General features: G+C 63.5%; 31 protein-coding genes. 14 read left to right on the top strand and 17 right to left on the bottom strand.

Translation table 11 applies throughout. From position 1 onward, the window contains the following. Positions 1-50: 50 nt before the first annotated feature. Complete coding sequence (locus ABLE85_RS04745) at positions 51-1,265, bottom strand: NADP-dependent isocitrate dehydrogenase (RefSeq protein ID WP_348791560.1); 1,215 nt, start codon at positions 1,263-1,265, stop codon at positions 51-53. 194 nt (positions 1,266-1,459) lie between these two features. Between ABLE85_RS04745 and ABLE85_RS04740 the strand changes: the two genes are divergently transcribed. From ABLE85_RS04740 to ttcA, 5 genes are all read left to right on the top strand, one after another. Then, positions 1,460-2,317: an RNA methyltransferase gene (locus ABLE85_RS04740; RefSeq protein WP_348791559.1), complete on the top strand. Its 858-nt coding sequence runs from the start codon at positions 1,460-1,462 to the stop codon at positions 2,315-2,317. A gap of 4 nt (positions 2,318-2,321) precedes the next feature. Continuing rightward, positions 2,322-3,110: a glutamate racemase gene (gene murI / locus ABLE85_RS04735; RefSeq protein ID WP_348791558.1), complete on the top strand. Its 789-nt coding sequence runs from the start codon at positions 2,322-2,324 to the stop codon at positions 3,108-3,110. A 162-nt stretch (positions 3,111-3,272) separates the two neighbouring features. Continuing rightward, positions 3,273-3,461: a DUF3008 family protein gene (locus ABLE85_RS04730; RefSeq protein ID WP_348791557.1), complete on the top strand. Its 189-nt coding sequence runs from the start codon at positions 3,273-3,275 to the stop codon at positions 3,459-3,461. A 263-nt stretch (positions 3,462-3,724) separates the two neighbouring features. Then, on the top strand, positions 3,725-4,342 hold the full coding sequence (gene rpsD, locus ABLE85_RS04725) for a 30S ribosomal protein S4 (RefSeq protein ID WP_348791556.1): 618 nt from the start codon (positions 3,725-3,727) through the stop codon (positions 4,340-4,342). Positions 4,343-4,465: 123 nt separating this feature from the next. After that, positions 4,466-5,323 (top strand): tRNA 2-thiocytidine(32) synthetase TtcA, encoded by an 858-nt coding sequence (gene ttcA / locus ABLE85_RS04720; protein ID WP_348791555.1) that lies wholly within the window; start codon positions 4,466-4,468, stop codon positions 5,321-5,323. Positions 5,324-5,329: 6 nt separating this feature from the next. Here the strand turns inward: ttcA and ABLE85_RS04715 are convergent, their stop codons facing one another. Continuing rightward, positions 5,330-6,529: a multidrug effflux MFS transporter gene (locus tag ABLE85_RS04715; RefSeq protein ID WP_348792105.1), complete on the bottom strand. Its 1,200-nt coding sequence runs from the start codon at positions 6,527-6,529 to the stop codon at positions 5,330-5,332. A gap of 141 nt (positions 6,530-6,670) precedes the next feature. Next, positions 6,671-7,003, bottom strand: a complete 333-nt coding sequence (gene grxD, locus ABLE85_RS04710; protein ID WP_348791554.1) for a Grx4 family monothiol glutaredoxin — start codon at positions 7,001-7,003, stop codon at positions 6,671-6,673. Between the two features lie 95 nt (positions 7,004-7,098). On the opposite strand from grxD, the gene ABLE85_RS04705 reads away from it, so the two are divergent. Then, positions 7,099-7,977, top strand: a complete 879-nt coding sequence (locus ABLE85_RS04705; protein ID WP_348791553.1) for a phosphodiester glycosidase family protein — start codon at positions 7,099-7,101, stop codon at positions 7,975-7,977. 3 nt (positions 7,978-7,980) lie between these two features. On the opposite strand, the gene ABLE85_RS04700 is transcribed toward ABLE85_RS04705, so the two are convergent. The 8 genes from ABLE85_RS04700 to purC form a co-directional block, all read right to left on the bottom strand. Further along, positions 7,981-8,214 carry a BolA family transcriptional regulator gene (locus ABLE85_RS04700; protein WP_348791552.1) on the bottom strand — a complete coding sequence of 78 codons (234 nt, stop codon included), beginning with the start codon at positions 8,212-8,214 and terminating at the stop codon, positions 7,981-7,983. A 100-nt stretch (positions 8,215-8,314) separates the two neighbouring features. Continuing rightward, complete coding sequence (gene purL / locus ABLE85_RS04695; protein WP_348791551.1) at positions 8,315-10,531, bottom strand: phosphoribosylformylglycinamidine synthase subunit PurL; 2,217 nt, start codon at positions 10,529-10,531, stop codon at positions 8,315-8,317. A gap of 178 nt (positions 10,532-10,709) precedes the next feature. After that, the gene (gene guaD / locus ABLE85_RS04690; protein ID WP_348791550.1) at positions 10,710-12,074 is read right to left on the bottom strand and encodes a guanine deaminase; all 1,365 of its coding nucleotides are present in this window, start codon (positions 12,072-12,074) and stop codon (positions 10,710-10,712) included. Positions 12,075-12,276: 202 nt separating this feature from the next. Beyond that, complete coding sequence (locus tag ABLE85_RS04685; protein WP_348791549.1) at positions 12,277-12,690, bottom strand: hypothetical protein; 414 nt, start codon at positions 12,688-12,690, stop codon at positions 12,277-12,279. A gap of 79 nt (positions 12,691-12,769) precedes the next feature. After that, positions 12,770-13,459, bottom strand: coding sequence for a phosphoribosylformylglycinamidine synthase subunit PurQ (gene purQ / locus ABLE85_RS04680; RefSeq protein WP_348791548.1), 690 nt, complete (start codon positions 13,457-13,459; stop codon positions 12,770-12,772). Further along, on the bottom strand, positions 13,456-13,710 hold the full coding sequence (locus ABLE85_RS04675) for a hypothetical protein (protein WP_348791547.1): 255 nt from the start codon (positions 13,708-13,710) through the stop codon (positions 13,456-13,458). The genes purQ and ABLE85_RS04675 overlap by 4 nt, the downstream gene beginning before the upstream one ends. A gap of 20 nt (positions 13,711-13,730) precedes the next feature. Next, positions 13,731-13,973, bottom strand: a complete 243-nt coding sequence (purS, locus tag ABLE85_RS04670; RefSeq protein ID WP_348792104.1) for a phosphoribosylformylglycinamidine synthase subunit PurS — start codon at positions 13,971-13,973, stop codon at positions 13,731-13,733. A gap of 70 nt (positions 13,974-14,043) precedes the next feature. Further along, positions 14,044-14,811 carry a phosphoribosylaminoimidazolesuccinocarboxamide synthase gene (gene purC, locus ABLE85_RS04665; RefSeq protein ID WP_348791546.1) on the bottom strand — a complete coding sequence of 256 codons (768 nt, stop codon included), beginning with the start codon at positions 14,809-14,811 and terminating at the stop codon, positions 14,044-14,046. 269 nt (positions 14,812-15,080) lie between these two features. Here purC and ABLE85_RS04660 point away from each other — a divergent pair, with 269 nt between their 5' ends. Further along, the gene (locus ABLE85_RS04660; protein ID WP_348791545.1) at positions 15,081-15,401 is read left to right on the top strand and encodes a DUF1476 domain-containing protein; all 321 of its coding nucleotides are present in this window, start codon (positions 15,081-15,083) and stop codon (positions 15,399-15,401) included. 104 nt (positions 15,402-15,505) lie between these two features. Further along, positions 15,506-16,315 (top strand): HpcH/HpaI aldolase/citrate lyase family protein, encoded by an 810-nt coding sequence (locus ABLE85_RS04655; protein ID WP_348791544.1) that lies wholly within the window; start codon positions 15,506-15,508, stop codon positions 16,313-16,315. 23 nt (positions 16,316-16,338) lie between these two features. On the opposite strand, the gene ABLE85_RS04650 is transcribed toward ABLE85_RS04655, so the two are convergent. Both ABLE85_RS04650 and ABLE85_RS04645 read right to left on the bottom strand, forming a co-directional pair. Further along, complete coding sequence (locus ABLE85_RS04650; RefSeq protein ID WP_348791543.1) at positions 16,339-16,893, bottom strand: alpha/beta hydrolase; 555 nt, start codon at positions 16,891-16,893, stop codon at positions 16,339-16,341. Positions 16,894-16,999: 106 nt separating this feature from the next. Further along, the gene (locus tag ABLE85_RS04645) at positions 17,000-17,473 is read right to left on the bottom strand and encodes a GNAT family N-acetyltransferase (RefSeq protein WP_348791542.1); all 474 of its coding nucleotides are present in this window, start codon (positions 17,471-17,473) and stop codon (positions 17,000-17,002) included. 301 nt (positions 17,474-17,774) lie between these two features. On the opposite strand from ABLE85_RS04645, the gene ABLE85_RS04640 reads away from it, so the two are divergent. Next, complete coding sequence (locus tag ABLE85_RS04640; protein ID WP_348791541.1) at positions 17,775-18,584, top strand: VOC family protein; 810 nt, start codon at positions 17,775-17,777, stop codon at positions 18,582-18,584. Positions 18,585-18,592: 8 nt separating this feature from the next. On the opposite strand, the gene ABLE85_RS04635 is transcribed toward ABLE85_RS04640, so the two are convergent. Both ABLE85_RS04635 and purB read right to left on the bottom strand, forming a co-directional pair. Beyond that, a complete protein-coding gene (locus ABLE85_RS04635; RefSeq protein ID WP_348791540.1) occupies positions 18,593-18,856 on the bottom strand; it encodes a DUF2442 domain-containing protein in 264 nt (87 codons plus the stop codon). Positions 18,857-18,959: 103 nt separating this feature from the next. After that, positions 18,960-20,267 carry an adenylosuccinate lyase gene (gene purB, locus ABLE85_RS04630; RefSeq protein ID WP_348791539.1) on the bottom strand — a complete coding sequence of 436 codons (1,308 nt, stop codon included), beginning with the start codon at positions 20,265-20,267 and terminating at the stop codon, positions 18,960-18,962. Positions 20,268-20,482: 215 nt separating this feature from the next. Between purB and ABLE85_RS04625 the strand changes: the two genes are divergently transcribed. Then, positions 20,483-20,740: a DUF2171 domain-containing protein gene (locus tag ABLE85_RS04625; protein ID WP_348792103.1), complete on the top strand. Its 258-nt coding sequence runs from the start codon at positions 20,483-20,485 to the stop codon at positions 20,738-20,740. Here the strand turns inward: ABLE85_RS04625 and ABLE85_RS04620 are convergent. Then, the gene (locus ABLE85_RS04620) at positions 20,709-21,722 is read right to left on the bottom strand and encodes a P1 family peptidase (protein ID WP_348791538.1); all 1,014 of its coding nucleotides are present in this window, start codon (positions 21,720-21,722) and stop codon (positions 20,709-20,711) included. The genes ABLE85_RS04625 and ABLE85_RS04620 overlap by 32 nt on opposite strands. Further along, on the bottom strand, positions 21,719-22,789 hold the full coding sequence (locus tag ABLE85_RS04615; protein WP_348791537.1) for a branched-chain amino acid ABC transporter substrate-binding protein: 1,071 nt from the start codon (positions 22,787-22,789) through the stop codon (positions 21,719-21,721). Before ABLE85_RS04615 ends, ABLE85_RS04620 begins: the two co-directional genes overlap by 4 nt. Before the next feature lie 181 nt (positions 22,790-22,970). Here ABLE85_RS04615 and ABLE85_RS04610 point away from each other — a divergent pair, with 181 nt between their 5' ends. The 4 genes from ABLE85_RS04610 to ABLE85_RS04595 are packed head-to-tail and all read left to right on the top strand — an operon-like array spanning position 22,971 to position 26,031. Next, entirely contained in the window at positions 22,971-23,471 is a 501-nt protein-coding gene (locus ABLE85_RS04610) for a flavin reductase (protein ID WP_348791536.1), read from the top strand. A 16-nt stretch (positions 23,472-23,487) separates the two neighbouring features. Then, a complete protein-coding gene (locus ABLE85_RS04605) occupies positions 23,488-24,414 on the top strand; it encodes a MoxR family ATPase (RefSeq protein WP_348791535.1) in 927 nt (308 codons plus the stop codon). A 5-nt stretch (positions 24,415-24,419) separates the two neighbouring features. Beyond that, positions 24,420-25,667: a VWA domain-containing protein gene (locus tag ABLE85_RS04600; protein WP_348791534.1), complete on the top strand. Its 1,248-nt coding sequence runs from the start codon at positions 24,420-24,422 to the stop codon at positions 25,665-25,667. 25 nt (positions 25,668-25,692) lie between these two features. Then, on the top strand, positions 25,693-26,031 hold the full coding sequence (locus tag ABLE85_RS04595; protein WP_348791533.1) for an XdhC family protein: 339 nt from the start codon (positions 25,693-25,695) through the stop codon (positions 26,029-26,031). Positions 26,032-26,033 lie beyond the last annotated feature (2 nt).

Genomic DNA, 26,033 nt, shown 5'->3' with positions numbered 1-26,033 from the left:
CAAAAAAGCCCCGGATCGCTCCGGGGCTTTTTTCGTTCAGGCTGTCTGCCTCAGGCCGACATGGCGGCGCGCAGGTTCGCGTCGATCTTGTCGAGGAAGCCGGTGGTGGAGAGCCAGGGCTGGTCCGGGCCGATCAGCAGCGACAGGTCCTTGGTCATGAAGCCGGCTTCCACGGTCTGCACGCAAACGTGCTCCAGCGTGTCGGCGAACTTTTTCAGTTCGGCGTTGTTGTCGAGCTTGGCGCGATGGGCCAGGCCGCGCGTCCAGGCGAAGATCGAGGCGATCGAGTTGGTCGAGGTCTCCTCGCCCTTCTGGTGCTGGCGGTAGTGGCGCGTCACGGTGCCGTGCGCGGCCTCGGCCTCCACGGTCTTGCCATCCGGCGTCATCAGCACCGAGGTCATCAGGCCGAGCGAGCCAAAGCCCTGCGCGACCGTGTCGGACTGCACGTCGCCGTCGTAGTTCTTGCACGCCCAGACATAGCCGCCCGACCACTTCAGGCTCGAGGCAACCATGTCGTCGATCAGGCGGTGTTCGTACCAGATCTTCTTTTCCTTGAACTGCGCCTGGAACTCTGTCTCGTAGACTTCCTGGAACAGGTCCTTGAAGCGGCCGTCATAGGCCTTGAGGATGGTGTTCTTGGTCGACAGGTAGACAGGGTAGCCGCGCAGCAGGCCGTAGTTCAGCGAGGCGCGCGCGAATTCGCGGATCGACTCGTCGAGGTTGTACATGGCCATGGCGACGCCCGAGCCCGGCGCGTCGTAGACTTCATGCTCGATGACCTGGCCATCCTCGCCCACGAATTTGATCGACAGCTTGCCCTTGCCGGGGAACTTGAAGTCGGTGGCGCGGTACTGGTCGCCGAAGGCATGACGACCGACGATGATCGGCTGGGTCCAGCCCGGCACCAGGCGCGGCACGTTCTTGCAGATGATGGGTTCGCGGAAGATCACGCCGCCCAGGATGTTGCGGATGGTGCCGTTGGGCGACTTCCACATCTTCTTGAGGCCGAATTCCTCGACGCGCGCCTCGTCAGGCGTGATGGTGGCGCACTTGACGCCGACGCCGTACTGCTTGATCGCGTTCGCCGCATCGATCGTCACCTGGTCGTTGGTGGCGTCGCGGTGCTCGATGCCGAGGTCATAGTACTTCAGGTCGATGTCGAGGTAGGGGTGGATCAGCTTGTCCTTGATGAACTGCCAGATGATGCGGGTCATCTCGTCGCCGTCGAGTTCGACGACCGGATTGTCCACCTTGATTTTTGTCATTGAATTGCCTCGTTCTGGGAGCGGAACGCAATTGTTCCAACGGGTTTGCTAAGGGGTCCGGGCCCCTATAGCAAAGCGGGGGAGGGCGCGCAAACGCTACCGCCGGGGAAGGTGCCGGCGCGGCCAACAGGTTCCGTTTTGCACTGACTTGTGCAAGAGAGAGGGCCGACAAAAACAGGCTTCAGTTGAGAACAATGGCAGGTACCGATCGCGACAAACCCCTGATCACCGGCGGCCCGGCGATCATCCTGGTCGAGCCGCAGCTCGGCGAGAACATCGGCATGGTGGCGCGCGCCATGGCCAATTTCGGTCTTTCGGAATTGCGCCTGGTCAATCCGCGCGACGGCTGGCCGAGCGAGAAGGCGCGCGCGGCCGCCAGCAAGGCCGACCACGTCATCGACGCCGTGGTGGTGTTCGACACGTTGGAGCAGGCCGTGGCCGACCTCAATTTCGTCTACGCCACGACGGCGCGCGAACGCGATGGTTTCAAGCCCGTGCGGGGACCCGAGGAAGCGAACCGCACGCTGCGCACCCGCACCGATGCGGGCGAGCGCACCGGCATCCTGTTCGGGCGCGAGCGCTTCGGCCTGTCGAACGAGGAAGTCGCCATGGCCGATGAGATCGTGACTTTTCCCGTCAATCCGGCCTTTGCTTCGCTCAACATCGCCCAAGCGGTCCTGCTCATGTCCTATGAATGGATGAAGTCCGGCTTCGAGACCGGCGAGCAGACGCCGTTTTCCGGGCCGGAACTGGCGCCGGCCAGCAAGGAGCAACTCAACGGCATGATCGGCCATCTTGAGGCTGCGCTCGATGCGCGCGGCTATTTCCGTCCGGCAGCCAAGAAGCCGAAGATGCTGGACAATCTGCGGGCGGTGCTCACCCGCCCGGCCTTCACGGTGGAGGAGATCAAGCTCCTGCGTGGAATCATTTCCTCGCTCGACTATTTCTCTCCCAAGACACCGCGCGGCGCTGGCTATCCGGAAAGGAAAGCGAAAGCAGATCGTGATACGCATGGCGAAGCTGACGAGACCGTGAAGGACGAGGGACGCTGAGATCATGACCGATCGGCCGGTGCTGATGTTCGATTCCGGCATTGGCGGGCTCACCGTGCTGCGTGAGGCGCGGGTGCTCATGCCCGACCGTCGTTTCGTCTATGTGGCCGATGACGCCGGCTTTCCTTATGGCGACTGGGAAGAAGATGCGCTCAAGCGGCGCATCGTCGACCTGTTCGGCCAGCTGCTCGAAACCCACAGGCCGGAAATCGCAGTCATTCCCTGCAATACGGCCTCCACGCTGGTGCTGTCGGACCTGCGCGCGGCCTTTCCCGGCACGCCCTTCGTCGGCACCGTGCCGGCGATCAAGCCGGCGGCGGAGCGCACGCGCTCGGGTCTCGTTTCTGTGCTTGCCACGCCTGGCACGGTCAAGCGCGCCTATACGCGCGACCTGATCCAGTCCTTTGCCAATGAATGCCATGTGCGACTTGTCGGCAGCCAGAACCTTGCGCGTATGGCGGAGGCTTATATCCGTGGCACGTCGCTGGACGATGCGGTCGTGATGGCCGAGATTGCGCCCTGTTTCATCGAGCAGGACGGGCGGCGCACCGACATCGTGGTGCTGGCCTGCACGCATTATCCGTTCCTGGCCAATGTGTTCCGTCGGCTGGCGCCTTGGCCGGTGGACTGGCTGGACCCGGCCGAAGCGATCGCGCGCCGGGCGCTGTCGCTCCTCGCGCCATCCACGAACTCCGAGCCAGAGCACGAGCCGGACGTGGCGATTTTCACCTCCGGGAACCCGGACTTTCCAACCCGTCGACTGATGCAAGGGTTTGGGCTTTCCGTAGCCTGAGTGGCCTTTTGTCGGAACCTGATGCCGATCCACGGGTTTTCCCGATTGCACCGTGCGTCCGGTCGGATGCGCAGAGACAAAACGGCCTGTCCAGGTAGAATCTTCCCCAAAATCTTTGCGATGTTGAGGTGATGCGTGGACCGGTCATCGGGAGTCTGAACCATGCCTGCAACTTCGAAAGCCCAGCAGAAAGCCGCCGGCGCCGCGCTTGCGGCGAAGCGCGGCGAGATCAAGGTGAGCGCGCTCAGGGGAGCATCCAGGCAGATGTTCGAATCGATGAGCGAAAAGCAGCTCGAGGAATTCGCCGAAACCAAGAGCAAGGACCTGCCCGAGCACAAGACAAAGCACTGAGCCTGTGGCGTCCCTGGAATGCCGGATCGGCGCGCGCCGCTACTCTTGAATTGTAGAGCCGGTTAAATCCGTTGACTTTCGGCGCGTGCTCGCCTATCCACCCGCCAACCGCGCAGCGATGCGCGGCTTACGTGTCCCGTGGGTTTTTCCGCCAGCTTTGCGCGGAAGATCCTGTCAGGTCTCGAAAACGGAGGCCAGAGGAGGGCGCGTTTCCTTCGCTCGGAACACGAGGTTCCGGGCATATTTGTTTGAAAGGGAATGCGATGAGCAAGCGCGAATCCGCAAAATACAAGATTGACCGCCGTCTTGGCGAAAACATCTGGGGCCGTCCGAAGTCCCCGGTCAACAAGCGCGAATACGGCCCCGGCCAGCACGGCCAGCGCCGCAAGGGCAAGCTGTCGGACTTCGGTCTGCAGCTGCGCGCCAAGCAGAAGCTGAAGGGCCACTACGGCGACATTTCGGAAAAGCAGTTCCGCAAGACCTATGACGAGGCGAACCGCCGCAAGGGCGACACGCCGGAAAATCTGATCGGCCTGCTGGAGTCGCGCCTGGACGCGATCGTCTACCGCGCCAAGTTCGTTCCGACGATCTTCGCCGCCCGCCAGTTCGTCAACCACGGCCACATCAACGTCAACGGCCGCCGCGTCAACATCGGCTCGTATCGCTGCAAGGCCGGCGACGTGATCGAGGTTCGCGAGAAGTCGAAGCAGCTGGCGATCGTTCTGGAATCGGTCTCGCTCGCCGAGCGCGACGTGCCGGAATACATCGAAGCCGATCACAACAAGATGGTCGCCACCTTCCAGCGCGTTCCGGGCCTGTCGGACGTTCCGTTCGCCGTGCAGATGGAACCGAACCTGGTCGTCGAATTCTATTCGCGTTAATCCGGTCGCAAAGATCGAATTTCCTGGAAAGGCCGCCCTCGAGGCGGCCTTTTCTTTGCCCGTTGCCCTCGGCCCGGCGTTGTTTTATTCCGTGCGCATCAATCGAAGCAGGATGACACCGCCATGAACATGATGCCGGAACCGATCGCCGATCTGGAAGGCGATGCCTGCCACCCCATGTTCCGCGACACGCCGTCGGGCGTGGAGTTCAACAAGCTGCGCAAACGGCTGTTACGCCAGACGCGCCAGGCGTTGGAAGACTTTTCCATGGTCAAGCCCGGCGAACGCTGGCTTGTGGCGCTGTCCGGTGGCAAGGATTCCTATGGCCTGCTGGCGCTGCTGCTGGACCTGAAGTGGCGCGGCTTCCTGCCGGTGGAGCTTCTGGCCTGCAATCTCGACCAGGGCCAGCCGCACTTTCCAAAGCACATCCTGCCGGACTTCTTGAATAAGCACGGCATCGAGCACCGCATCGAGTACCAGGACACCTATTCGATCGTCACCGACAAGATCGACGAGGGCAAGACCTACTGCTCGCTCTGCTCGCGCCTCCGGCGCGGCCACCTCTATCGCATCGCCCGCGAGGAGGGGTGCTCGGCGCTGGTGCTGGGGCACCATCGCGAGGACATCCTCGAAACCTTCTTCATGAACCTGTTCCACGGCGGCCGGCTCGCCGCAATGCCGCCCAAGCTGCTCAACGACGAGGGCGACATGCTGGTGCTGCGCCCACTGAGCTATTGCGCGGAAGCGGACATGGAGAAGTTCGCCGAGGCGATGCAGTTTCCGATCATCCCCTGCGACCTCTGCGGCAGCCAGGAAGGCCTTCAGCGCAACGCCATGAAGGCCATGCTGGATGATATCGAACGGCGTATGCCCGGCCGCAAGGACACCATGATCCGCGCGCTGACCAATGTGCGGCCGAGCCATCTGCTCGACCGCAACCTGTTCGATTTCGCCGGCCTGATGAAGCCGGAAGGCGAGTAAAGCCGTCTAGACCGGCTTGTTGTGGGGCTGGAACAGCCGGCCCTTCTCCGCGATCAGCACGAAGATCAGCCCGATTATGGAGACGGCAAAGAACCCGGCGCCGAGCGGCGTTGTCGTGCCGTCGAAGGCCTGGCCGATCAGCGCACCGATGGCCCCGCCGCCGGCCGTGCCCATGAAGCCGAGCACTGACGACGCCGTGCCGGCCACATGCCCCAGTGGCTCCATGGCCAGCGCATTGAAGTTCGAGCCGATGAGGCCGAACTGGAACATGGCCAGCGCGAACAGCAGCAGGAAGAGCGGGAAGGGGATGACGCCGAAAAGCGACACCGCGAACCAGACGGCGCTGACCGCCATGAAGCCAAGCAGCGCGCCATGCGACAGCCTGCGCATGCCGAAGCGGACGACGAGGCGAGAGTTGAGGAACGACGACAGCGCCATGAACAGGGCCACGGCAGCAAAGGCCACCGGGAACATCGTGCCCAGATCATAGATGCCGACATAGATCTGCTGCGCTGAATTGATGAACCCGAACAGCGCGCCGAAAAGGAAGGCGCTGGCCAGCGTGTAGCAAAGGGCCACGCGGTTGCCGAGCACGATGCCGAAGCCGCGCAGGATCGAGCTCGGCGTGAATGGCCGCATGTCGGCCGGGTCGAGCGTCTCGGGAAGGCGCAGATAGAGCCAGCCGGTCACGATCAGCGCCATCGCGGCCATGAAGACGAAGATGTAGTGCCACTCGCCGAAGAGCATGATGATCTGGCCCGTGCCTGGTGCGACAACCGGCACGATCATGAACACCATCATCACCAGCGACATCACCTCGGCCATCTTGCGGCCGCCGAAGACATCGCGGATGATCGAAACGCTGATGACGCGGGTGGCGGCCGAGCCGATGCCGTGGATGACGCGCATCAGCAAAAGGGCGCTGAACGTCGGCACGAACACGGCCCCAATCGCCGCGGCGAAGTAGATGCCTAGTCCAACCAGCAGAGGCAGGCGTCGGCCGAAGCGGTCGGATAGCGGGCCGTAGGCGAGCTGCGCAAAGGCGAAACCGAGCACATAGGCCGAAATCACATATTGCCGGTGGTTTTCGCTTTCGACGCCGAGACTGGCGCCGATCTCCTGCAGGCCGGGCAACATGATGTCGATTGCCAGCGCGTTGAGCGCCATCAGCATCGCCATGAGGGCGATGAACTCGACCTTGCCCATGCCTTGCAGGCGCGGTTCTTGGATTGTCGTCGTTGCGTCCATTCTGTCATCCTGTCGAAACGCCAATAAGGCGCCGGAGCGACCGGCGCCTTTCCTGGAAGTCCCGACTGAATGCCGGAACGGCTGCCGTTGGTTGGGCCTTTATGCGGCCCTGGTGGCTACGCCCTTACCTTCAAAAAGAGTCTGCAATTCGCCAGCCTGGAACATTTCGCGCACGATGTCGCAACCGCCGACGAACTCGCCCTTGACGTAGAGCTGGGGGATCGTCGGCCAGTTGGAGTAGTCCTTGATGCCTTGGCGCAGTTCCATCGAGGTGAGCACGTCAATGCCCTTGTAGTCGACGCCGACATAGTCGAGAATCTGGACGACCTGGCCCGAAAAACCGCACTGCGGAAAGCCGGGCGTACCCTTCATGAACAGGACGACGTCGTTGTTCTTGACCTCGTTGTCGATGAAATCCTTGATAGCGCTCATAATGATTTGCCTTTCATCGCCCGCACGTGCAGGGCCGTGATATTCGTCCTTCAAATAACCCCATTGGCTAGGTGAGACAAGGTCGAGCCCTGACAATGGTGGCAACAGCGGCTTGTGCCAGCAACGCGAAAACCGACGAGAAGACCTTGCGCCGCACCACCTCACGCCTCACCAAGCGCTCGACGATCCTGGGGACCGCGCTGCTCGTTCTGGGATGCCTCGCGGTGGTCGCCTTCTGGCCAAAGCGCAAGCCCGTGCGCCCCGTCGTTGGACCCCAGGTTGCGGTGGCCCTTCCGGCGCCTTGTCGTGATTTGAGCTTCGAAGGCACGGACCATATCGTGTGCGAGATCGACCTGCGCAGTTACGACATCGGCCTGTTCCACAAGGGCGCCGAGGGCAAGCCTTACCGCTCCCTCAGAAACTTCGATGCGGCGATGAGCGGGCAGGGCAGGCAGCCGCTCCTGTCCATGAACGCGGGCATGTATCACGAAGATTTGTCCGCGGTCGGCCTGCTGGTCGAAGACGGGCGACAGACCAGCCCGATCGACCTGTCGAGCGGCATCGGCAATTTCTTCATGAAGCCGAATGGCGTCTTCAGCGTTCGCGCGGATGGTACCGCCGCTATCACCGAATCGGGCGCCTATGCCGCGGCCCCGCCTGCCGACGCCTTCGCCACGCAGTCGGGGCCGCTGCTTGTTATCGACGGCCAGTTGCACCCTCGCTTCGAGGAAAACGGCTCGTCGCGTTACATCCGCAACGGCGTGGGCGTGCGCGACCCGCAAACGGTGGTGCTGGCGATTTCCCGCCAGCCGGTAAGTTTCGGAAGCTTCGGCCGTCTGTTCCGCGATGCGCTTGCCTGCCCGAACGCCCTCTATTTCGACGGCGCGATCTCGGCGCTGTCGAATGGGAAGGACATGATCATTGGCGGCGCTTATCCGGTGGGGCCGATCCTGGCGGTCTTTGCCAAGCAGTAGAGCTTATTCAGGTGCGCTGGTCTGCAGGGCCAGCGCGTGCAGCACGCCACCCATGTTGCCTTTCAGGGCCTCATAGACCATCTGGTGCTGCTGGACGCGGCTCTTGCCGCGGAAGCTCTCGGCCACGACCTCGGCAGCATAATGGTCGCCATCGCCGGCAAGGTCGCGGATCGTGACCTTGGCATCGGGGATGCCGTCCTTGATCAGCTTTTCGATGTCGTGTGCGTCCATTGCCATGAAGGAGTCTCCAATCTCACTCCTTCAGATATGGCCGTTGCAGGGAACAAGGTCAATCGTCGCGCGATGCTCTACCGGACAGAACATCGCGCGTTGACGATCAGGCGTCCATGAATTGCGGGAACCACGATTCGTGGGCCTCGCGCATCGCCGAGACGGCAATTGCGCGAGCATCGCCCAGCTTCAATTCGGTACCACCCGTGGTGCCGATCCACTCAGCGGAAACGCCCGTATCCTTGAGGCGCTCCGCGAAGAACCAGTCGACGCGCTCACGCGGGATCGTCAGCAAATAGCGGCCCTGATCTTCGCCAAAGAAGACGGGAATCGGCGACAAGTCATTCAATTTGTTGACTGTTGCACCAATACTGGACGCCATGGCCATTTCCGCCAAACCAACCGCAAGGCCGCCGTCGGAGAGGTCGTGCACGGCAGCCGCGATGCCGTCGGCGATCAGCGCGCGGACGAAATCGCCAACCTTCTTCTCGTGCTCCAGGTCGACCGCCGGCGGCGGGCCGTCGGTGCGGCCGTGGATGTCTCGCATATAGACCGACTGCGCAAGATGCGTACCCCAGGAGGCCGGCGCGCCGACGAGCAGGATGGCTTCGCCTTCGGCGGCAAAGCCAATGCGTGCCATCTTCGACCAGTCGCGGATCAGGCCGACGCCGCCGATGGTGGGCGTGGGCAGGATGCCCTGGCCGTTGGTCTCGTTGTAGAGCGAGACGTTGCCCGAAACGATCGGGAAGCCGAGCGCGCGGCAGGCGTCGCCGATGCCGGTGACGGCCTTGGCGAACTGGCCCATGATCTCGGGGCGCTCGGGATTGCCGAAATTGAGGTTGTCGGTGGCGGCCAGCGGCTCGGCGCCGGTGGCGGTCAGGTTGCGCCAGCATTCGGCCACGGCCTGCTTGCCGCCCTCATAGGGATCGGCCTCGCAATAGCGCGGCGTTACGTCCGACGAGAAGGCGAGCGCCTTGGTCGCGTGGCCTTCCACGCGCACCACGCCGGCATCGCCGCCGGGAAGCTGCAGAGAGTTGCCCTGGATCAGGGTGTCATACTGTTCCCACACCCAGCGGCGGCTCGACATGTTTGCGCTGCCCAGCAGCTTGAGCAGCGCATCGGCCACGTCGGCCTGCGGAACGTCGTCCTTGGCCAGCGGCTCGTGCTTCTTGGGCTCGACCCAGGGGCGGTCATATTCGGGCGCCTCGTCGCCGAGTTCCTTGATCGGCAGGTTGGCGACTTCCTCGCCCTGATGCAGCACGCGGAAGCGGAGGTCGTCGGTGGTTTTGCCGACAATGGCGAAGTCGAGCCCCCATTTGCGGAAGATACCCTCGGCCTCTTCCTCCTTTTCGGGGCGCAGCACCATCAGCATGCGCTCCTGGCTTTCGGAGAGCATCATCTCGTAGGCGGTCATGCGCTCTTCGCGCACCGGCACCATGTCGAGGTCGAGCTCGATGCCGAGATCGCCCTTGGCGCCCATCTCGACGGCCGAGCAGGTGAGACCGGCGGCACCCATGTCCTGGATCGCGATAACCGCGCCCGAGGCCATGAGTTCGAGGCAGGCTTCCAGCAGACACTTTTCGGTGAAGGGATCGCCCACCTGCACGGTCGGGCGCTTTTCCTCGATGTCGTCGCCGAATTCGGCAGACGCCATGGTCGCGCCGCCGACACCGTCGCGACCGGTCTTGGCGCCGAGATAGACAACCGGCAGGCCCACACCCTCGGCCTTGGAGAGGAAGATGCCGTCGGTCTTGGCGAGGCCGGCCGCAAAGGCATTGACCAGAATGTTGCCGTTGTAGCGCGGGTCGAAATTGACCTCGCCACCCACGGTCGGCACACCGAAGGCATTGCCGTAGCCGCCAACGCCTGCCACGACGCCCGCCACCAGATGCCTGGTCTTGGGATGGTCGGGCGCGCCGAAGCGCAGCGCGTTCATGGCCGCCACGGGGCGCGCGCCCATGGTGAAGACATCGCGCAGGATGCCGCCAACGCCGGTCGCCGCGCCCTGATAGGGCTCGATGTAGGAGGGGTGGTTGTGGCTCTCCATCTTGAAGACCACGCAGTCGCCGTCGCCGATATCGACCACGCCGGCATTCTCGCCCGGGCCCTGGATGACGACGTCGCCCTTGGTGGGCAGGGTGCGCAGCCATTTCTTCGAGGATTTATACGAGCAGTGCTCGTTCCACATGGCGGAGAAGATGCCGAGCTCTGTGAAGGTCGGCTCGCGCCCGACAAGCTCTAGGATGCGCTGGTATTCGTCGGGCTTTAGCCCGTGCGATGCGATCAGCTCGTCCGTGATTTTCACGGTGTTGGAAATGGTCATGGTCGGGGGGCCTTTTCCGGTCAGTTCGGCTTCGGCCCTTCCTAAACCCCGAAACGCCTCGATCTGCAAGGATCGCAATGACGCACAGCACAAGAAACAGCACGAAAAGCTGCATAGCGCCGCATTGGACCGTTGCAAAAAGCGATGTCGTCCGCTGGTTCACCCGGCGAGCCGCACTCTACTGGCGGACGACGTTGCGGCCGTTCACCCACACCGAAGTAATGTTTGCGCGCGTCGCATTCAACACGATCTTCTGGAAAGCGTCTTCCAGCGTGTCGTCCTCCGTGCGGATGCGGACATTGGAAGCCGCCACCTTTGTATCGATGAGCAGGGCATCGAACTCATGGCCCGCGCGGAATCTGCCGGTGGGTAGGTCCAGCGCTTCAGCACCGCCGGCGGTCGCAAGCCAGAACGCTTCGTGATGCGAGATCGGATCGCCTTGCGCGCCGCGCTCATGCGGGGGGAGGCTCGCATGAACCCCGCTTTGCAACGCCCGGGATGCCGAGAGCGCATGCCGGCACCCGTCGAAAAGCGAGGGGCTGTAGCCGCCGGAAACATCCGTGCCCAGACCGACATGCATGCCGCGGTCCAGCGCCGCCCGGAGGGGGAACACGGCGTTGGCGAAATAGAAGTTCGAAAGGGGGCAGTGGGCGACGCCCGCGCCCCTGTCCTGTATCAGGCCCATGTCCTCCGGCGTGATGAAGTTGGAGTGCGCCAGGATCGTATGCCGCGTGAGGAGACCGAAGCAGTCGAGGCTCGATGCATCCGTCTTGCCGTGGCGTGATCTTACATATTCGTTCGCCCAGTCGCTTTCCGAGCAATGCGTCTGCACGTGGCAGCCATATTCCTGCGCGAGTTCGCCCAGTCCCTGCAGCGCCGCATCCGTACAGCTGGGAATGAAACGGGGGGTGATGACCGGCTGAACCAGGGGCCTTTCGCCTTGGTCGATGGCCCTGACGGCCTCGATGAACTGCCTGGTGTCGGCCACGGCGCTCTCGGCATCGGCATCGCGGTAGAAGGGCGGGCATTGGTCCGGGTCGTCCATCACCACCTTGCCGACCAGCGCCCTCTGGCCCTTCTCGAGGCAGATCTCGGCCAGCGCTAGCGTGGCCGGCGTATGCACTGTCGCGAAGTAGAGCGCGGTAGTCGTTCCGTTGGCGAGTAGATTTTCGACCAGCTCGGCATAGACCTCGCGGGCGAAGTCTACGTCGGCAAAACGGGCTTCGAGCGGAAACGTGTATTTTTGTAGCCAGACCTCCAGCGGCACATCCAGCGCCTTGCCCATATGGGGCCATTGCGGGGCGTGGATGTGGAGGTCGATCAGGCCTGGCAGCAGATACTGCCCCTCCGCCAGTTCGACCAGCGTGCCAGCCTGTCGTGCGGCCTGCTTCCTGCCTTCGTGGTCCGGGTGGTCGGGGGCGAGCACCTCGGCGATCCGCCCTTGCGTGTCGATCAGGAAGAGGTGGTTATCGAGCACCTCCAGTTTGCCGCGCTCCGGCGTATGAAATGCGGTTCCCGCCAGGGCGAAGGGTTCACGTGTCATGCGCAATGGGCTCCTGCATCTGTAGCTTTTCGGTACGCATCCGGCGCCATTCGTTCCATGCATTTACCCCCCCTCTGGCAAGCTCCCGATAGCTGTTGTGCCTGGGAGAACCCATCAATGCGAAGGCCCGCCGTCAGGCGGGCCTTTTGCATATCACTATCAGGGAAAGGAAGGCTTCACGTCGACGGCGTCGAGCGTCCGCTTAGGCCGCGCTGCCGCAGTCGCTGCTGCCGCTCGACCAGCGGTGCAGGTCGGCATTGATGCGCGCGCCGAGCGGCTCTGACGTCAGCGGACCGAAATGCTCGACCCGGCCGGAATTGCCGCGCGCCTGCACGACCAGCAGGGGCAGTCCGCCGTAGTTGTTGGCCGGAACCAGCAGGAAGCGCGGCGTGCCGCCGAACGCGTTCAGCTCGTTGGCCATGCGATAGGGCTTGAATGCCGGGTCCTTACTGGCGAACCAGCATCTGTGCGCGGCGATCGCAACCTGCTCCATCGCCCGCAGCGAGGCGCTTTTGCCGGAGTTGCTGACCGGAGCCGACGACTTCGAGCCGGACTGGCAGGCACCCAAAGCAAGCAGCGAGGCAAGGGCGGCCGTAGCCATGCAGAGTTTCTTCATGCCGCGAGCACTCGCCTTTTCGAATCTTCGATTGTGGGGGGAGGATATAGGAAAAGGCGAAGCAAGCTTCGCCCTGACCTCAAGCGTCGGCCAGTTCGCGCTGGCGTGCGCCGCCAAGGACGCTTTCGAAAAGCCCGCGGCCGTCCGTGCCGCCATGGGCCGGTTCGATCAGGTTTTCGGGGTGCGGCATCAGGCCCAGCACATTGCCCTTGTCGTTGACGATGCCGGCGATGTCATTGATCGAGCCGTTGGGGTTGGTGCCCTCGGCATAGCGGAACACCACCTGGCCCTGGCCCTCGATGCGCGCCAGCGTCTCGGCGTCGGCGAAATAGTTGCCGTCGTGATGCGCGACCGGGCAGCGGATGATCTGGCCCGGCGTGTAGCGATGGGTGAAGGCCGTGTTGGCGTTGGCCACCTGCAGCTTCACCTCGCGGCAGACGAATTTCAGCGACGTGTTGCGCATCAGGGCGCCGGGCAGCAGGCCGGATTCGACCAGGATCTGGAAACCGTTGCAGACGCCGATGACTTGAACGCCCTTGGCGGCCTTTTCAGCCACGGCGCGCATGACCGGCATGCGGGCGGCGATGGCGCCGCAGCGCAGATAGTCGCCATAGGAGAAGCCGCCGGGGATGACGATCAGGTCGACATCGGGGATTTCGGTGTCGGTCTGCCAGATGGTGACGGGGGCGGTGCCCGAAATCTTGGTCAGCGCCGCGATCATGTCGCGGTCGCGATTGAGGCCGGGGAGGACGACGACGGCGGATTTCATTTCGGTTCGTAAGGCCTTTGCGTTTCGGCGAGTTCGCGCAGTTCGAGACGGCGTTCTATGCGATCGAGGCGATCGTCATGGCGGGCGAGAATGCCGTAGATATTGCTGATGTCGCTCTGCATCGAGATTATGTGGCCGCGGATGGAGATCAATTCTTGCTTGATCTCGCTTTGTCCATCCTTCAGCAGACGTACGTCGCCCTGAAGACTCTTCAGTATTTCCAGGATCAGATCATTCGTAGCTTCAGCCACTACACCCTCCGGCTTCAACCTCAGGTTATGGACACACTATAGTTCTCGATGACCGTGTTCGCCAGAAGCTTGTCGCACATGGCCTTGAGGTCGGCTTCGGCCTTGGCGGCGTCGGTGCCTTCGATCTCGATGTCGAACACCTTGCCCTGGCGAACCTGTCCGACGCCTTCGAAGCCGAGGCTGCCGAGCGCATGTTCGATCGCCTTGCCTTGCGGGTCGAGCACGCCGTTCTTGAGGGTGACGGTTACGCGGGCCTTGATCACGGGCATTTCACTCCGGGAAGTCGACTAAAAGTTGTTCGGGCGCGTTTTTGGACGCGCCCGAGGATTTGCTTCAGTGCTTTACGAGGACCGGGCCGGTGGGGCGCGGCGGCTCGTTTTCGTTCATGATGCCGAGCCGGCGGGCCACTTCCTGGTAGGCTTCGACGAGCCCGCCCATGTCGCGGCGGAAGCGGTCCTTGTCGAGCTTGTCCTGGGTGTTGACGTCCCACAGGCGGCAGCTGTCGGGCGAGATCTCGTCGGCGACGACGATGCGCATCATGTCGCCCTCGAACAGGCGGCCGCACTCGATCTTGAAGTCGACGAGCTGGATGCCGACGCCGAGGAACAGGCCGGAGAGGAAGTCGTTGACGCGGATGGCGAGGGCCATGATGTCGTCGATTTCCTGCGGGCTTGCCCAGCCGAAGGCGGTGATGTGCTCTTCCGACACCATCGGGTCGTCGAGTGCGTCGGCCTTGTAGTAGAACTCGATGATCGAGCGCGGCAGCACGGTGCCTTCCTCGATGCCGAGGCGCTTGGCCAGCGAGCCGGCGGCGATGTTGCGCACGACGATCTCGAGCGGGATGATCTCGACTTCCTTGATCAGCTGCTCACGCATGTTGAGGCGGCGGATGAAGTGGGTCGGGATGCCCATCCGGTTGAGATGGGTGAAGATGTGCTCGGAGATGCGGTTGTTCAGCACGCCCTTGCCATCGACAATGTCGTGCTTCTTTTTGTTGAAGGCGGTGGCGTCGTCCTTGAAGAACTGGATCAGCGTGCCCGGCTCGGGTCCTTCATAAAGGATCTTGGCCTTGCCTTCATAGATGCGGCGGCGATGTTTCATCTCGTTGTTCTCTGAATTCAAGGGCGTACGGCTCTTGCCGCTCCCTGCATCTCGCCGGCAATCGCGCGGCGGTTGGGGTTTCAAGGCGGTCTCTATCCCAAACGCGCCGTTTGCTCAATCAACAAATCTTCGCGATCAACCGCTTTCGCAAGCGAAATGCCGCAGTGCGGCATCCGGGTGTCCATATTGACCCGAAAACCGCTTTCGGTTTCTGTTGACCCAACCCATATAGTTTGTGGCGAATCGGCATTGACTCGGAGGAATTGCGCATGACCAGTATGAAGGACCGCGAAGAGGGCTTCGAAAAGAAGTTCGTCATGGATGAGGAGTTGCGGTTCAAGGCTACGGCGCGGCGCAACAAGATGCTCGGTCTCTGGGCTGCCGAAAAGCTCGGCAAGACGGGAGCCGAAGCCGAGGCCTACGCCAAGGAAGTGGTGGTGGCGGACATCGAGGAAGCGGGCGATCACGACGTGTTCCGCAAGATCCGCCGCGATTTCGATGCCGCTGGCGTGGAACAGTCTGACCATCAGATCCGTCGCACCATGGACGAAATGCTCGCGACTGCCGCGGCACAGATCAGGCAGAGCTGAGGTCATTCGGCACTGGACCAACGAACCGCCCGCAAGCCGGGCGGTTTTTCTTTGCCTTGCAGGCAGTTTCCGGATCAGATGGCGGCAGATTCAAGGAGTTGCCCATGACCCTCGCATCCCGCCTGAATGCCGGCGAAACGCTGCTTACTGCCTGGTCCGGTGTCCCGGACGCGCTGACGGTCGAGATAGTCGCCGCGCAGGGCTTCGATGCAGTCACGCTCGACATGCAGCACGGCGGCCACCACGAGGACAGCATCCTGCGCAGCATCGTCCCGGTGATGCGCGCCGACCGCCATCCGGTTGTGCGCATTCCGGTCGGGCGCTTCGAGATGGCCAGCCGCGCGCTGGACTTCGGCGCGGAAGCGGTGATTGCACCGATGGTCAATTCGGTGGACGAAGCCCGTCGCTTCGCGGCGGCAATGAAGTATCCGCCAGTCGGCGAACGCTCCTGGGGGCCGAGCTTCGCCGCACCTCGCGCCGGCAGCAAGGACCCGGTCGCGTGGCTGCGGGAAAGCAACGCAGCTACCGTTTCCTTCGCCATGATCGAGACGCGGGCGGCGCTGGATGCGCTGGACGGCATCCTTGAAACGCCCGGCATCGACGGCATCTTCGTCGGCCCCGCCGACTTCTCCATAGCCTGGACCGAAGGTGCCACGGTGGACGGCAAGCTGGAAGACATGATGGAAACCGTGGCCCGCATCGCCGGACGGGCCAAGGCAGCTGGCAAGCACGCGGGCATCTTTGTGGTGAATGCGGCCATGAGCGGCCGTTTCGTGGAGATGGGCTATCGCTTCCTCGCGCTCGGCACCGAGCACCGCTACATCGCGCTCGGCGCTGAACACCTGCTTGCCGCCGCACGCGGCAGCCTGAAGCAGTCGCAGCCGCCAAAGGCCTCCGGTTCGACCGGTTACTGAGGCAAGGCTTTCGGGGCCACGCCTCAGCCCGGCAGGCGGGTCAGGAAGTTTGCGAACGCCATGGAGCCTTCCGGCCATGGGCCGTATCCGGCATCGCTGTTGATGTGGCCGGCCTCGCCCGCGTGGATGAAGTGCGAGCCCCATGCAGAGGCGATGTCGGCCGCGATCTCCTGTGAACAGAACGGATCGTTGCTGCTCGATACGACGACCGATGGAAAGGGCAACGGGTCGCGCGGGTAGGGGCCAAAGGTCATCAGATGCTTCGGCCGGATCGCGGGATTGGCGACGTCCGGCGGCGCGACCAGAAAGGCACCGGCAACCGGCCTGTCGAACAGGGGGATAGCATGGACGACGGTCGGCACGCCGAGCGAATGGGCGACGATCACCACCGGCTTTTCAGCCTCGTTCACCGCCTTTGCGACGGCTTCGACCCAGTCCTCGCGCACGGGCTTGGACCATTCGGCTTGCTGCACGCGCCGCGCCGTTGAGAGTTTTGCCTCCCAGCGGCTCTGCCAGTGATCCGGCCCTGAATTGGTGTAGCCGGGAACGATCAGGATATCTGCGTCTTTGACCTTCATGACCGCGCATGTAGCGACGCGTTTGCCGCGGTGCAACCTCCAAGGCGCTCGAACGAACGGCGCCACTTGGTCGAGCCCTGGCCCTGCGTGCAAAAGCTCCTTCCCGTTACAACTCCATGTGCACGATTTCGATCGGGTCTCCGCCCACACCGTGGGAGAAAAAACCTCTTTTGAGCGTGCGGAAGCCATGCCGCTGGTAAAAGCCCTCGGCATTGATCGTGGACTCGACCCGGATCGGTCCGTCGTGCCCCAAGCGGGCATTCATTATGCCAATTTCGAGCAACCGCTTGCCGAGGCCAGAACCGGCTGCCTCCTCCAAAAGAAACAGCCGGGTGACCTCTCCAGGCTCGGAGTCAACAAAACCGACAATCCTGTCGTTTTGCTCGGCGACGACCATCTGCCCTTTCGCAATAAGCGCTTCGTAATAGTCCGGGGTGCGGTCGCCCATCCAGGCGGCGATCTGCCCGGGGGAATAGTGGTTCCTCGCAAGCGTGCGCACGGAAAGGCGCGTGACATCGAACACGGCGCGGCCATCGCCTTGACATGCCGGGCGCAGGGAGGGGGATTGCTCGGAGCTCATGAAGCGCACTCGAATACGATCTTTGTTGCCACAGCTATCAGATAGGCAGCCAATGCGTCGCCGCTTTTCGCCGGTTGGTACAATCGGTAATTGCGACAGCACCGTTAACTGTCGAATTGGTGAACGCGGTGTTCGCTGCTTGCCGTCTTGTGTGAACGATCATCCTCGCAGATTTATGAGATGACGAAACAGCCGTGTTGGCCGGAGAGTTGCTTTGGAACTGACACGACGCAAACTGGTCGGTAGCGCCGCCTTGATCGCCCTCGGGGCGACGGTGGGTGCCGGCCACACGGAGCCGAACATGAGCGAACTGCCATTTGCCGCCACCACGCCGATCAGCGTTTCCCGCGTCGGCCTCAAGGCGAAGGACGCCGACAAACTAGCGGCCTACTACCGCACGGTGCTCGGGCTTAATGAACTTTCGCGGGACGGCTCGGTCATCACGCTGGGCGCCGGAAACCGGCCGCTGCTCGACATCGAGGCCGATACGGCGGCAAGGCCGGACGATCCGCGCAGCGCCGGGCTGTTCCACACCGCCTTCCTGCTGCCCGAGCGCGCCGATCTCGGCCGCTGGGTCCGGTATGCCATAGACCAGCGCATTCCGGTCGACGGCGCATCGGACCATCTGGTCAGCGAGGCGCTGTATCTGACCGACCCCGAAGGCAACGGGATCGAGATCTACGCCGATCGTCCTCGCGAAAACTGGAACTGGACCGGCCCGCACGTCGAAATGGCGACCATCGGCCTGAATGTGCCAGACGTGCTCGCTTCGGTGCCGGCCGACAACGCCGAATGGAAGGGCGCGCCGGAAAACAGCGTGATCGGCCATGTGCATCTGCGCGTTGGTGATCCGAAGGAAGCCGAGGCCTGGTGGCACAAGGAATTCGGCTTCGACACGGTGGCGTTGTATGGCGGACAGGCAGTGTTCCTGTCATCAGGCGGCTATCACCACCACATCGGCGCCAATTCGTGGCAGAGCCCGCATGCGGGGAAGCGCGACGCCGGCCGCACCGGCTTGAGCTGGGTCGAGATGCGTTCGGCGAATGCCAAGGCGAGTGATACCCGGGAAGACCCGTGGGGCACAGTCATCAGGACGGTGCCTTCCGCGTAGGTGGTCGTTCAGGCAGCGTGGCGTTTCGCGCCGCGCCCGGCCAGGAGCCCCTCGACGGAAATGTCTTCGTCAATCTCAGGCCAGTGAATGCCTTCGCCGTGCCCGATCAGCCGCCAGTTCTGCTGCTCGCTCGCCGAAGCGTCGCGCAGGCGTGGAAACCATTCGAGCGGCACGGAAAGTTCACGCCCGTCTTCGAGGAATACACGGAGCATGTCGTCGGAGATCACGACATCCGAGGCGAGCGGATCATTGGCCAGCGTCAAAGTGCTCATTCCATGCCTCCAGAAATGTGCTCCGGTGTTCGGGAACGTAGCGCGCCGGAGGCCGGGTGAGGGGCGCCTAGTTTCCCCTCCCGAGCCGCCCTGGGTGCTTGCTTCAGCTTTCCCCGAACACCCGCTTGAAGATCGTGTCGACATGCTTGGTGTGGTAGCCGAGGTCGAACTTTTCGCGGATCGCCTCTTCCGAAAGCGCGGCCCGGACTTCCTGGTCGCCCAGAAGTTCCTCAAGGAAATCCTTGCCTTCTTCCCAAACCTTCATGGCGTTGCGCTGGACGAGCCGATAGGCGTCCTCGCGGGAGACGCCGGCCTGTGTGAGCGCCAGGAGCACGCGCTGCGAATGCACCAGACCCCGGAACTTGTTCAGGTTCTTCAGCATATTGTCCGGGTAGATCACCAGCTTCTCGATGACGCCGGCGAGCCGGTTCAGCGCGAAGTCGAGGGTGATGGTGGTGTCGGGGCCGATGGCGCGCTCGACGCTCGAATGGCTGATGTCGCGCTCGTGCCAGAGCGCCACGTTTTCCATCGCCGGGGTTACCGACATGCGCACGAGGCGGGCCAGGCCGGTGAGGTTTTCCGTCAGCACCGGATTGCGCTTGTGCGGCATGGCCGACGAGCCCTTCTGGCCGGGCGAGAAGAATTCTTCGGCCTCCAGCACCTCGGTGCGCTGCATGTGACGGATCTCGATGGCAACGTTTTCCATCGAGGAAGCGATGACGCCGAGCGTGGCGAAGAACATGGCGTGCCGGTCGCGCGGGATGACCTGCGTGGAAACAGGCTCGGGCGCGAGGCCGAGCTTGGCGCAGACATATTCCTCAACATAGGGGTCGATATTGGCGAAGGTGCCGACCGCGCCCGAAATCGCGCCGGTGGCGATTTCCGCGCGCGCCGCGACCAGGCGTGCCCGGTTGCGCGACATCTCGGCATAGAAGCGGGCAAAGGTCAGGCCCATCGTGGTCGGCTCGGCATGGATGCCGTGGCTGCGGCCGATGCGGATCGTGTCCTTGTGCTCGAAGGCGCGGGTCTTCAACGCGGCGAGCACGCGGTCCATGTCAGCCAGCAAGAGGTCGGCCGCGCGCACCAGCTGGATGTTGAGCGTGGTGTCGAGGACGTCCGACGAGGTCATGCCCTGGTGCACGAAGCGGGCGTCTGGGCCGATGAATTCCGCCAGATGCGTCAGGAAGGCGATCACGTCATGCTTGGTGACGGCTTCGATCTCGTCGATGCGCGCCACGTCGAACTTGGCCGCGCCACCCTTTTCCCAGATGGTCCTGGCCGCGTCCTTGGGGATGACGCCGATCTCGGCCAGCGCGTCGCAGGCATAGGCCTCAATCTCGAACCAGATGCGGAATTTGGTTTCCGGCGACCAGATGGCCACCATTTCCGGGCGCGAATAGCGAGGGATCATGTCGAGCTGTCCGTTAAGCGTTGAATGGGGGGCTCCTAACAGACCGAGCCCCATTGCTCAATGCGCAGAGCATACCAACAAACGCGAGCTGGCGGCAGATATGCATCCAAATCGGCCACGGGGCGTTATCCGGACAAGCCCGTCGAAGGGAGGAAACCGCCGTGACTACCGCCGACCAATTGCGCGAAGAAGCCATCAACCAGATACGCGAGCAGATGGAGGTCATCGGCGCCGATGGCGTGCATGTCGGCACCGTCGACGCAGTGGTTCGCCAGCGTATCAGGCTGTCAAAGCTAGATAGCGGGCAGGGTTCGCACCGCCATCACAACCACTATATTCCGCTGACGCTCGTGGCAGAGGTCGAGGGCGACAAGGTGCGCCTGTCGGCCAACTCAAATGTCGCCGTGACCTTCGAGGAGGAGGAGGACGGCCACCAGCCGCTCAGCTCGACAGTGAAGACCACACCGGCATGAGGTCGCCAGGCGCGGGCTTGGCCGCGTAGATCGCCCGCGCGATGGCGCGTGCCATCGTGGCGCTGGCGGCAGCGTAAAGGTCGGTCGTGTCGTCGGGGTCGGGCGCAATGCCGCTCTTTCCGGTAGCGAGACCAAAGATGAGGTCGCCATCCATTGGCGTATGGGCCGGCCAGATCGCACGGGCATAGCCATCATGCGCGGAGATTGCGAGTCGCTTGGCCGCCGCCTTGGTCAGCACCGCATCGGTGGCAATGACCCCGATGGTGGTGTTGGTGCCGGCTGTTGGCTTGTGGCGGAACTTCAGCTCAATATTGGTTGCCTCCTCGGGCAGGGGCGAGGGCAGGCCGAGCCCGCCGAATTCGTCGCCGATCTCGAAGGGGGCAGCCCAGAAATGCCGGCTGCGGCCGACCGTGACCGCGCCGACCGCGTTCACCGCCACGAGCGCGCCCACGGTGATACCGCTTTCCAGCACGGTCGAAGCCGAGCCGAGGCCGCCCTTCAGTCCGGCCACCAGTGTGCCCGTGCCGGCGCCGGCGGTACCGATCTCGAAATCGATCGCCGCGTTCTGGACCGCCTCGAAGCCAAGCTCGCGATAGGGCGGAAAGCGGCCCCAGTTCTTGTCGCCGCCATTGATCAGGTCGAACAGGATCGCGCCCGGCACGATGGGGATGCGCTGGTCGGCGACCGCAAAGCCCACGCCGCGCTCGCGCAGCGCCGCCTGCACGCCGGAGGCGGCGTCGAGCCCGAAAGCTGAACCGCCCGACAGCATCACGGCATTGATTGCCTCGACCGAATTGTGCGGCTCCAGAAGGTCGGTCTCGCGCGTGCCCGGTGCGCCGCCCAGCACCTGCACGCTGGCCACCGCAGGATCATCGCAGAGCACCACGGAGACGCCGGATTTCAGGCGCTCATCCGAAGCGTTGCCGATCCTCAGTCCGGCGACGTCGGTGATGAGGTTGCGCGGGCCGGCCTTGAAGCTCATTGTGCCTCCACTGGGATGAAGCGCGCTCCGTCGTAGCGGAACACGCGATAAGGATTTTGGCTCAGATCGCCCTTGCCATCGAACCTGATCTGGCCGATCGCGGTCTGGAAGTCGTGCTCGGTGAGCGCCTTGCTAAGGTCGCCGGACTCTGCATCGGCGACCGCGACACGCGCGACCTCGACCGCCGCATAAGCGGGCAGGACATAGCCTTCCGGAACGACGTCGGCGGCTTTGAACTTTGCAACCACGGCCGGGTCGGCGACTTCCTGCCATTCCGGCAGGGCGATCATCAGCGTCCCGGCCGCCAGCGAGACCTGGCCGGGAGCGGCACGAAGCGCTTCGCCGCCGGCAAACACCATGTTTGCACCGATCTTGCGCGCGTCGCGTGCCATGACGGCGATGTCGTCACGGTCGCCGCCGACGAATATGTGCGTGGCGTCAGCCTTGCGCAGTCGCCCGACGAGGCCGATCTGGTTGTCGAGTTGCGGCCGGAAGGTGTCGTTGAAGACTGGCTTAAGCCCCTGCTGCTGGGCAGCAGCGCGAAAGCTCTCGGCCAGCTCGCGGCCATAGATGGTGCCGTCGTCGACGACGGCAAAGAGCTCGTTGCGCCAGAGTCTCGTCAGCAACTGGCCGGCGGCTTCGTGCTCGCTGTCGGCGCGCGGGCCAAGACGAAATACCGGCCAGCCGGTCTTTTCGCGGCGGTCGGTCAGGCTGTCGGTGCGCACGCCCACCGTGATGACAGGAATGTCGGCGTCTTTCAGGATCGGCATGGCCGCGTCAATGGCTTCGCCGCAGAGAAAGCCGACCGCCACCTGCACCTTGGCATCGACAAATTGTTTCGCGGCCTTGGCACCGCCTTCTGCCGTGCAGGCGTCGTCGGCAACCTCGAGCGCAACCGATCCGTCTTCGCCGGCAGCGGCTTCGGCACCGCGGCGGACCTGCGCGCCGAGGATGGCCGAAGGGCCGCTGAGCGGGGCCGACACGCCAAGGCGCAGCTGTTCGGCATACGCCGACCCGGCCAGCAGAAGGCCGGCCAAAGCGCCTATGACGAAACCTACGATACGCATGCCTTTCCCCGCGGCCGGCAAGCAATAGCCGGCGTCATTCCGGGCAAGAGGTAGCGGCTGCCCCGCTTTTCCGCAACAAGCTAATTCCTTGAGTTTCATGGCTGGCCCAAGCTGCCTTGCTTGTGGGGCGTGCGTCAGGCTCATATATACCGGGCATCTGATAATTGCGGGGTTCTCTCTGGTGCTGAAGAAATACGATGTCGAGCCGCAAGCCTATCGCGACGCGATGGCCCACTTTGCCGGCGCCGTGCATGTCGTGACAACCGACGGCCCGGCAGGGCGCCGCGGCGCGACAGTGATCGCGGCCTGCTCGGTATCGGACAATCCGCCCATGATCCTCGTATGCCTGAACCGTGAGAATCCCAACAACGATCTCTTCGTAAAGAACGGCAATTTCGCGCTGAACACGCTGGCTGCTCATCATCAGGAACTGGCGGCGGCCTTCTCGGGCATCACCCGCCTGCCGACCGCTGAGCGCTTTGCACTGGGCGAGTGGGAAATCATCGCCAGCGGCGCGCCGACGTTGATCGATGCGCTCACGGTGTTCGACTGCGAACTGATCGACACCAAGGATCTGGCCACCCATCGTGTGCTTTTTGGCAAGGTGACAGGCTTGCGCCTCAGCAATAACTTCAGGCCGCTCATCTACCACGATCGCGGCTATCACGTGCTTGGCCGATGAGGCCACTGGAGATGCAATGACCGAGGCAGCGCGACCGGTACCCCGCACGATCGACGAAACACTCGAGATGCTGGCTGGCGCCGACTACGTCGCCGACCGCGCGCTGGCCACTGTGCTGTTCCTGAGCCTGCGTATGCAGCGCCCGCTGTTCCTCGAAGGCGAGGCGGGCGTGGGCAAGACCGAGATCGCCAAGGTGCTCGCCAGCGGGCTCGGCCGCCGTCTCATCCGCCTGCAATGCTATGAAGGGCTCGACGTTTCCTCCGCGGTCTATGAGTGGAACTACGCCGCCCAGATGATCGAAATCCGGATGGAGGAGGCGACCGGCGACGTCGACCGGCGCGACATGGAGCGCAACGTCTTCTCCGAGAAATACCTGATCCGCCGACCGGTGCTGGACGCACTGACCGGCAAGGCGGGCGCTGCTCCGATCTTCCTGATCGATGAGCTTGACCGCACCGACGAGGCTTTTGAGGCCTTCCTGCTCGAAATCCTGTCCGATTTCCAGGTGACGGTGCCCGAGCTTGGCACGATCAAGGCCGAGGAGCCGCCGATCGTCATCATCACCTCTAACCGCACGCGCGAGATCCACGACGCGCTGAAGCGCCGCTGCCTTTATCACTGGGTCGATTATCCAGACGCCGCGCGCGAGCTGGAGATCGTGCGCCGCAAGGTGCCCGATGCCAACCGCCGCCTGTCGGCCGAGGTGGTGAATTTCATCCAGAAGCTGCGCGAGGTCGAGCTGTTCAAGGCGCCGGGCGTGGCAGAAACCATCGACTGGGCGAGCGCCCTGACCGAACTCGACAAGGTGGCGCTCGATCCCGAAACTGTGTCGGACACGATTGGCGTTCTCCTGAAATACCAGGACGACATCGCGCGCATCCAGCAAGGCGAAGGCCGCCGCATCCTCCAGGAAGTGAAGGCCGAGCTGTCGGCCGCGGAGTAGGGGCCATGGACAAGTTCCGCCCCGCCCCCAATGTCGCCGTACCCGACGGGCGCATTGCCGACAACATCGTCTATTTCGCCCGCACGCTGCGCAAGGCGGGCATGCGCGTCGGCCCGGCCTCGGTGAAGGACGCCATCGAGGCGGTGCTGGCGGCAGGCATCGGATCGCGCGAGGACTTTTACTGGACCTTGCATGCGGTGCTGGTCACTCGGCACGAGGATCACGTCATCTTCGACGAGGCCTTCCGCCTGTTCTGGAAGTCGCGTGAGCTGATCGAGAAGATGATCGCCATGTTCTCCCCCGTCGCACCTGATCATCGCGAGAAGCAGAAGCCGCGTGCTGCCGAAAGCCGCGTCGCCAAGGCGATGTTCGAGGGCCACGAGAAGAACCAGCCGCCGCGCGAAATGCCGGAATTCGAGATCGACGCGCGCTTCACCGTCTCGGGCAACGAGGTGCTGCGCGGTAAGGATTTCGCGCAGATGACGGCGGCCGAGATCAGCGACGCCAAGCGCGCCATTGCGGCGCTGCAATTACCGTTTGACACTGTGCGCACGCGCCGCTTCCAGCCCGATATGCGCGGCCGCGCCGATCCGCGCGCCATGATGCGCTCGGCCGCGCGCACCGGCGGCCAACTCATCCTGCCGAAATTCCGCTCACCGCGCGAAATCAACCCACCGATCGTGGTTCTGGCCGACATTTCCGGCTCCATGAGCCAGTACACGCGCATCTTCCTGCATTTCCTGCACGCCCTGACCGAGAAGCGGCGGCATGTGCACACCTTCGTCTTCGGCACGCGGCTGACCAACCTGACCCGCCAGATGCGCCATCGCGACCCCGACGCGGCGCTGGCCGATTGCTCGGCGGCCGTGCAGGATTGGTCGGGCGGCACGCGCATCGGCGACACGCTGCGCGAGTTCAATCGGCTGTGGTCGCGCCGGGTGCTGGGGCAGGGCGCTGTCGTGCTCTTGATCACCGACGGGCTGGAACGCGACGACGTGGCAGGGCTCTCGGAGGAGATGGCGCGGCTGCACCGCTCCTGCCGGCGGCTGATCTGGCTGAACCCGCTGCTGCGCTTCGACGGTTTTGAGGCGCGGGCGCGTGGGGTGCGGGCCATGCTGCCGCATGTGGACGAGTTCCGGCCGGTGCACAACCTTGACGCGTTGGCCGATCTCTGCGCTTCCTTGGATAGAAGGACGGATGCAGATGTCGACCCGCGCCGCTGGCTGAGGATTGGCAGACCCCGGGCGGCGTGACCATATTCTATGCGGAGGAGCCGTCATGGAAAACACAGCACATCTGGATGAAAGCCGTGATCCGCTGATCATCGCGGAAGGCTGGATGAAGGACGGCAGGGAAGTTGCCGTCGCGACCGTGGTGGAGACCTGGGGCTCGGCGCCGCGCCCGGTGGGCAGCCATCTGGTCATCGATTCCGAGGGCAATTTCCAGGGATCGGTTTCGGGCGGATGTGTCGAAGGGGCGGTGATCGCCGAGGCCGCCGACGTGATCGAGACCGGCAAGCCAAGGATGCTCGAATTCGGTGTGGCAGACGAGACCGCCTGGCGCGTAGGGCTTTCCTGCGGCGGGCGCATCCGCGTCTATGTCGAGCGGCTGGGCTGAGC

Origin of the sequence: Mesorhizobium sp. KR1-2, from assembly GCF_040045035.1 — a bacterium.
Taxonomy (GTDB): domain Bacteria; phylum Pseudomonadota; class Alphaproteobacteria; order Rhizobiales; family Rhizobiaceae; genus Pseudaminobacter.
This window is presented reverse-complemented; position numbering and strand designations above follow the sequence as displayed.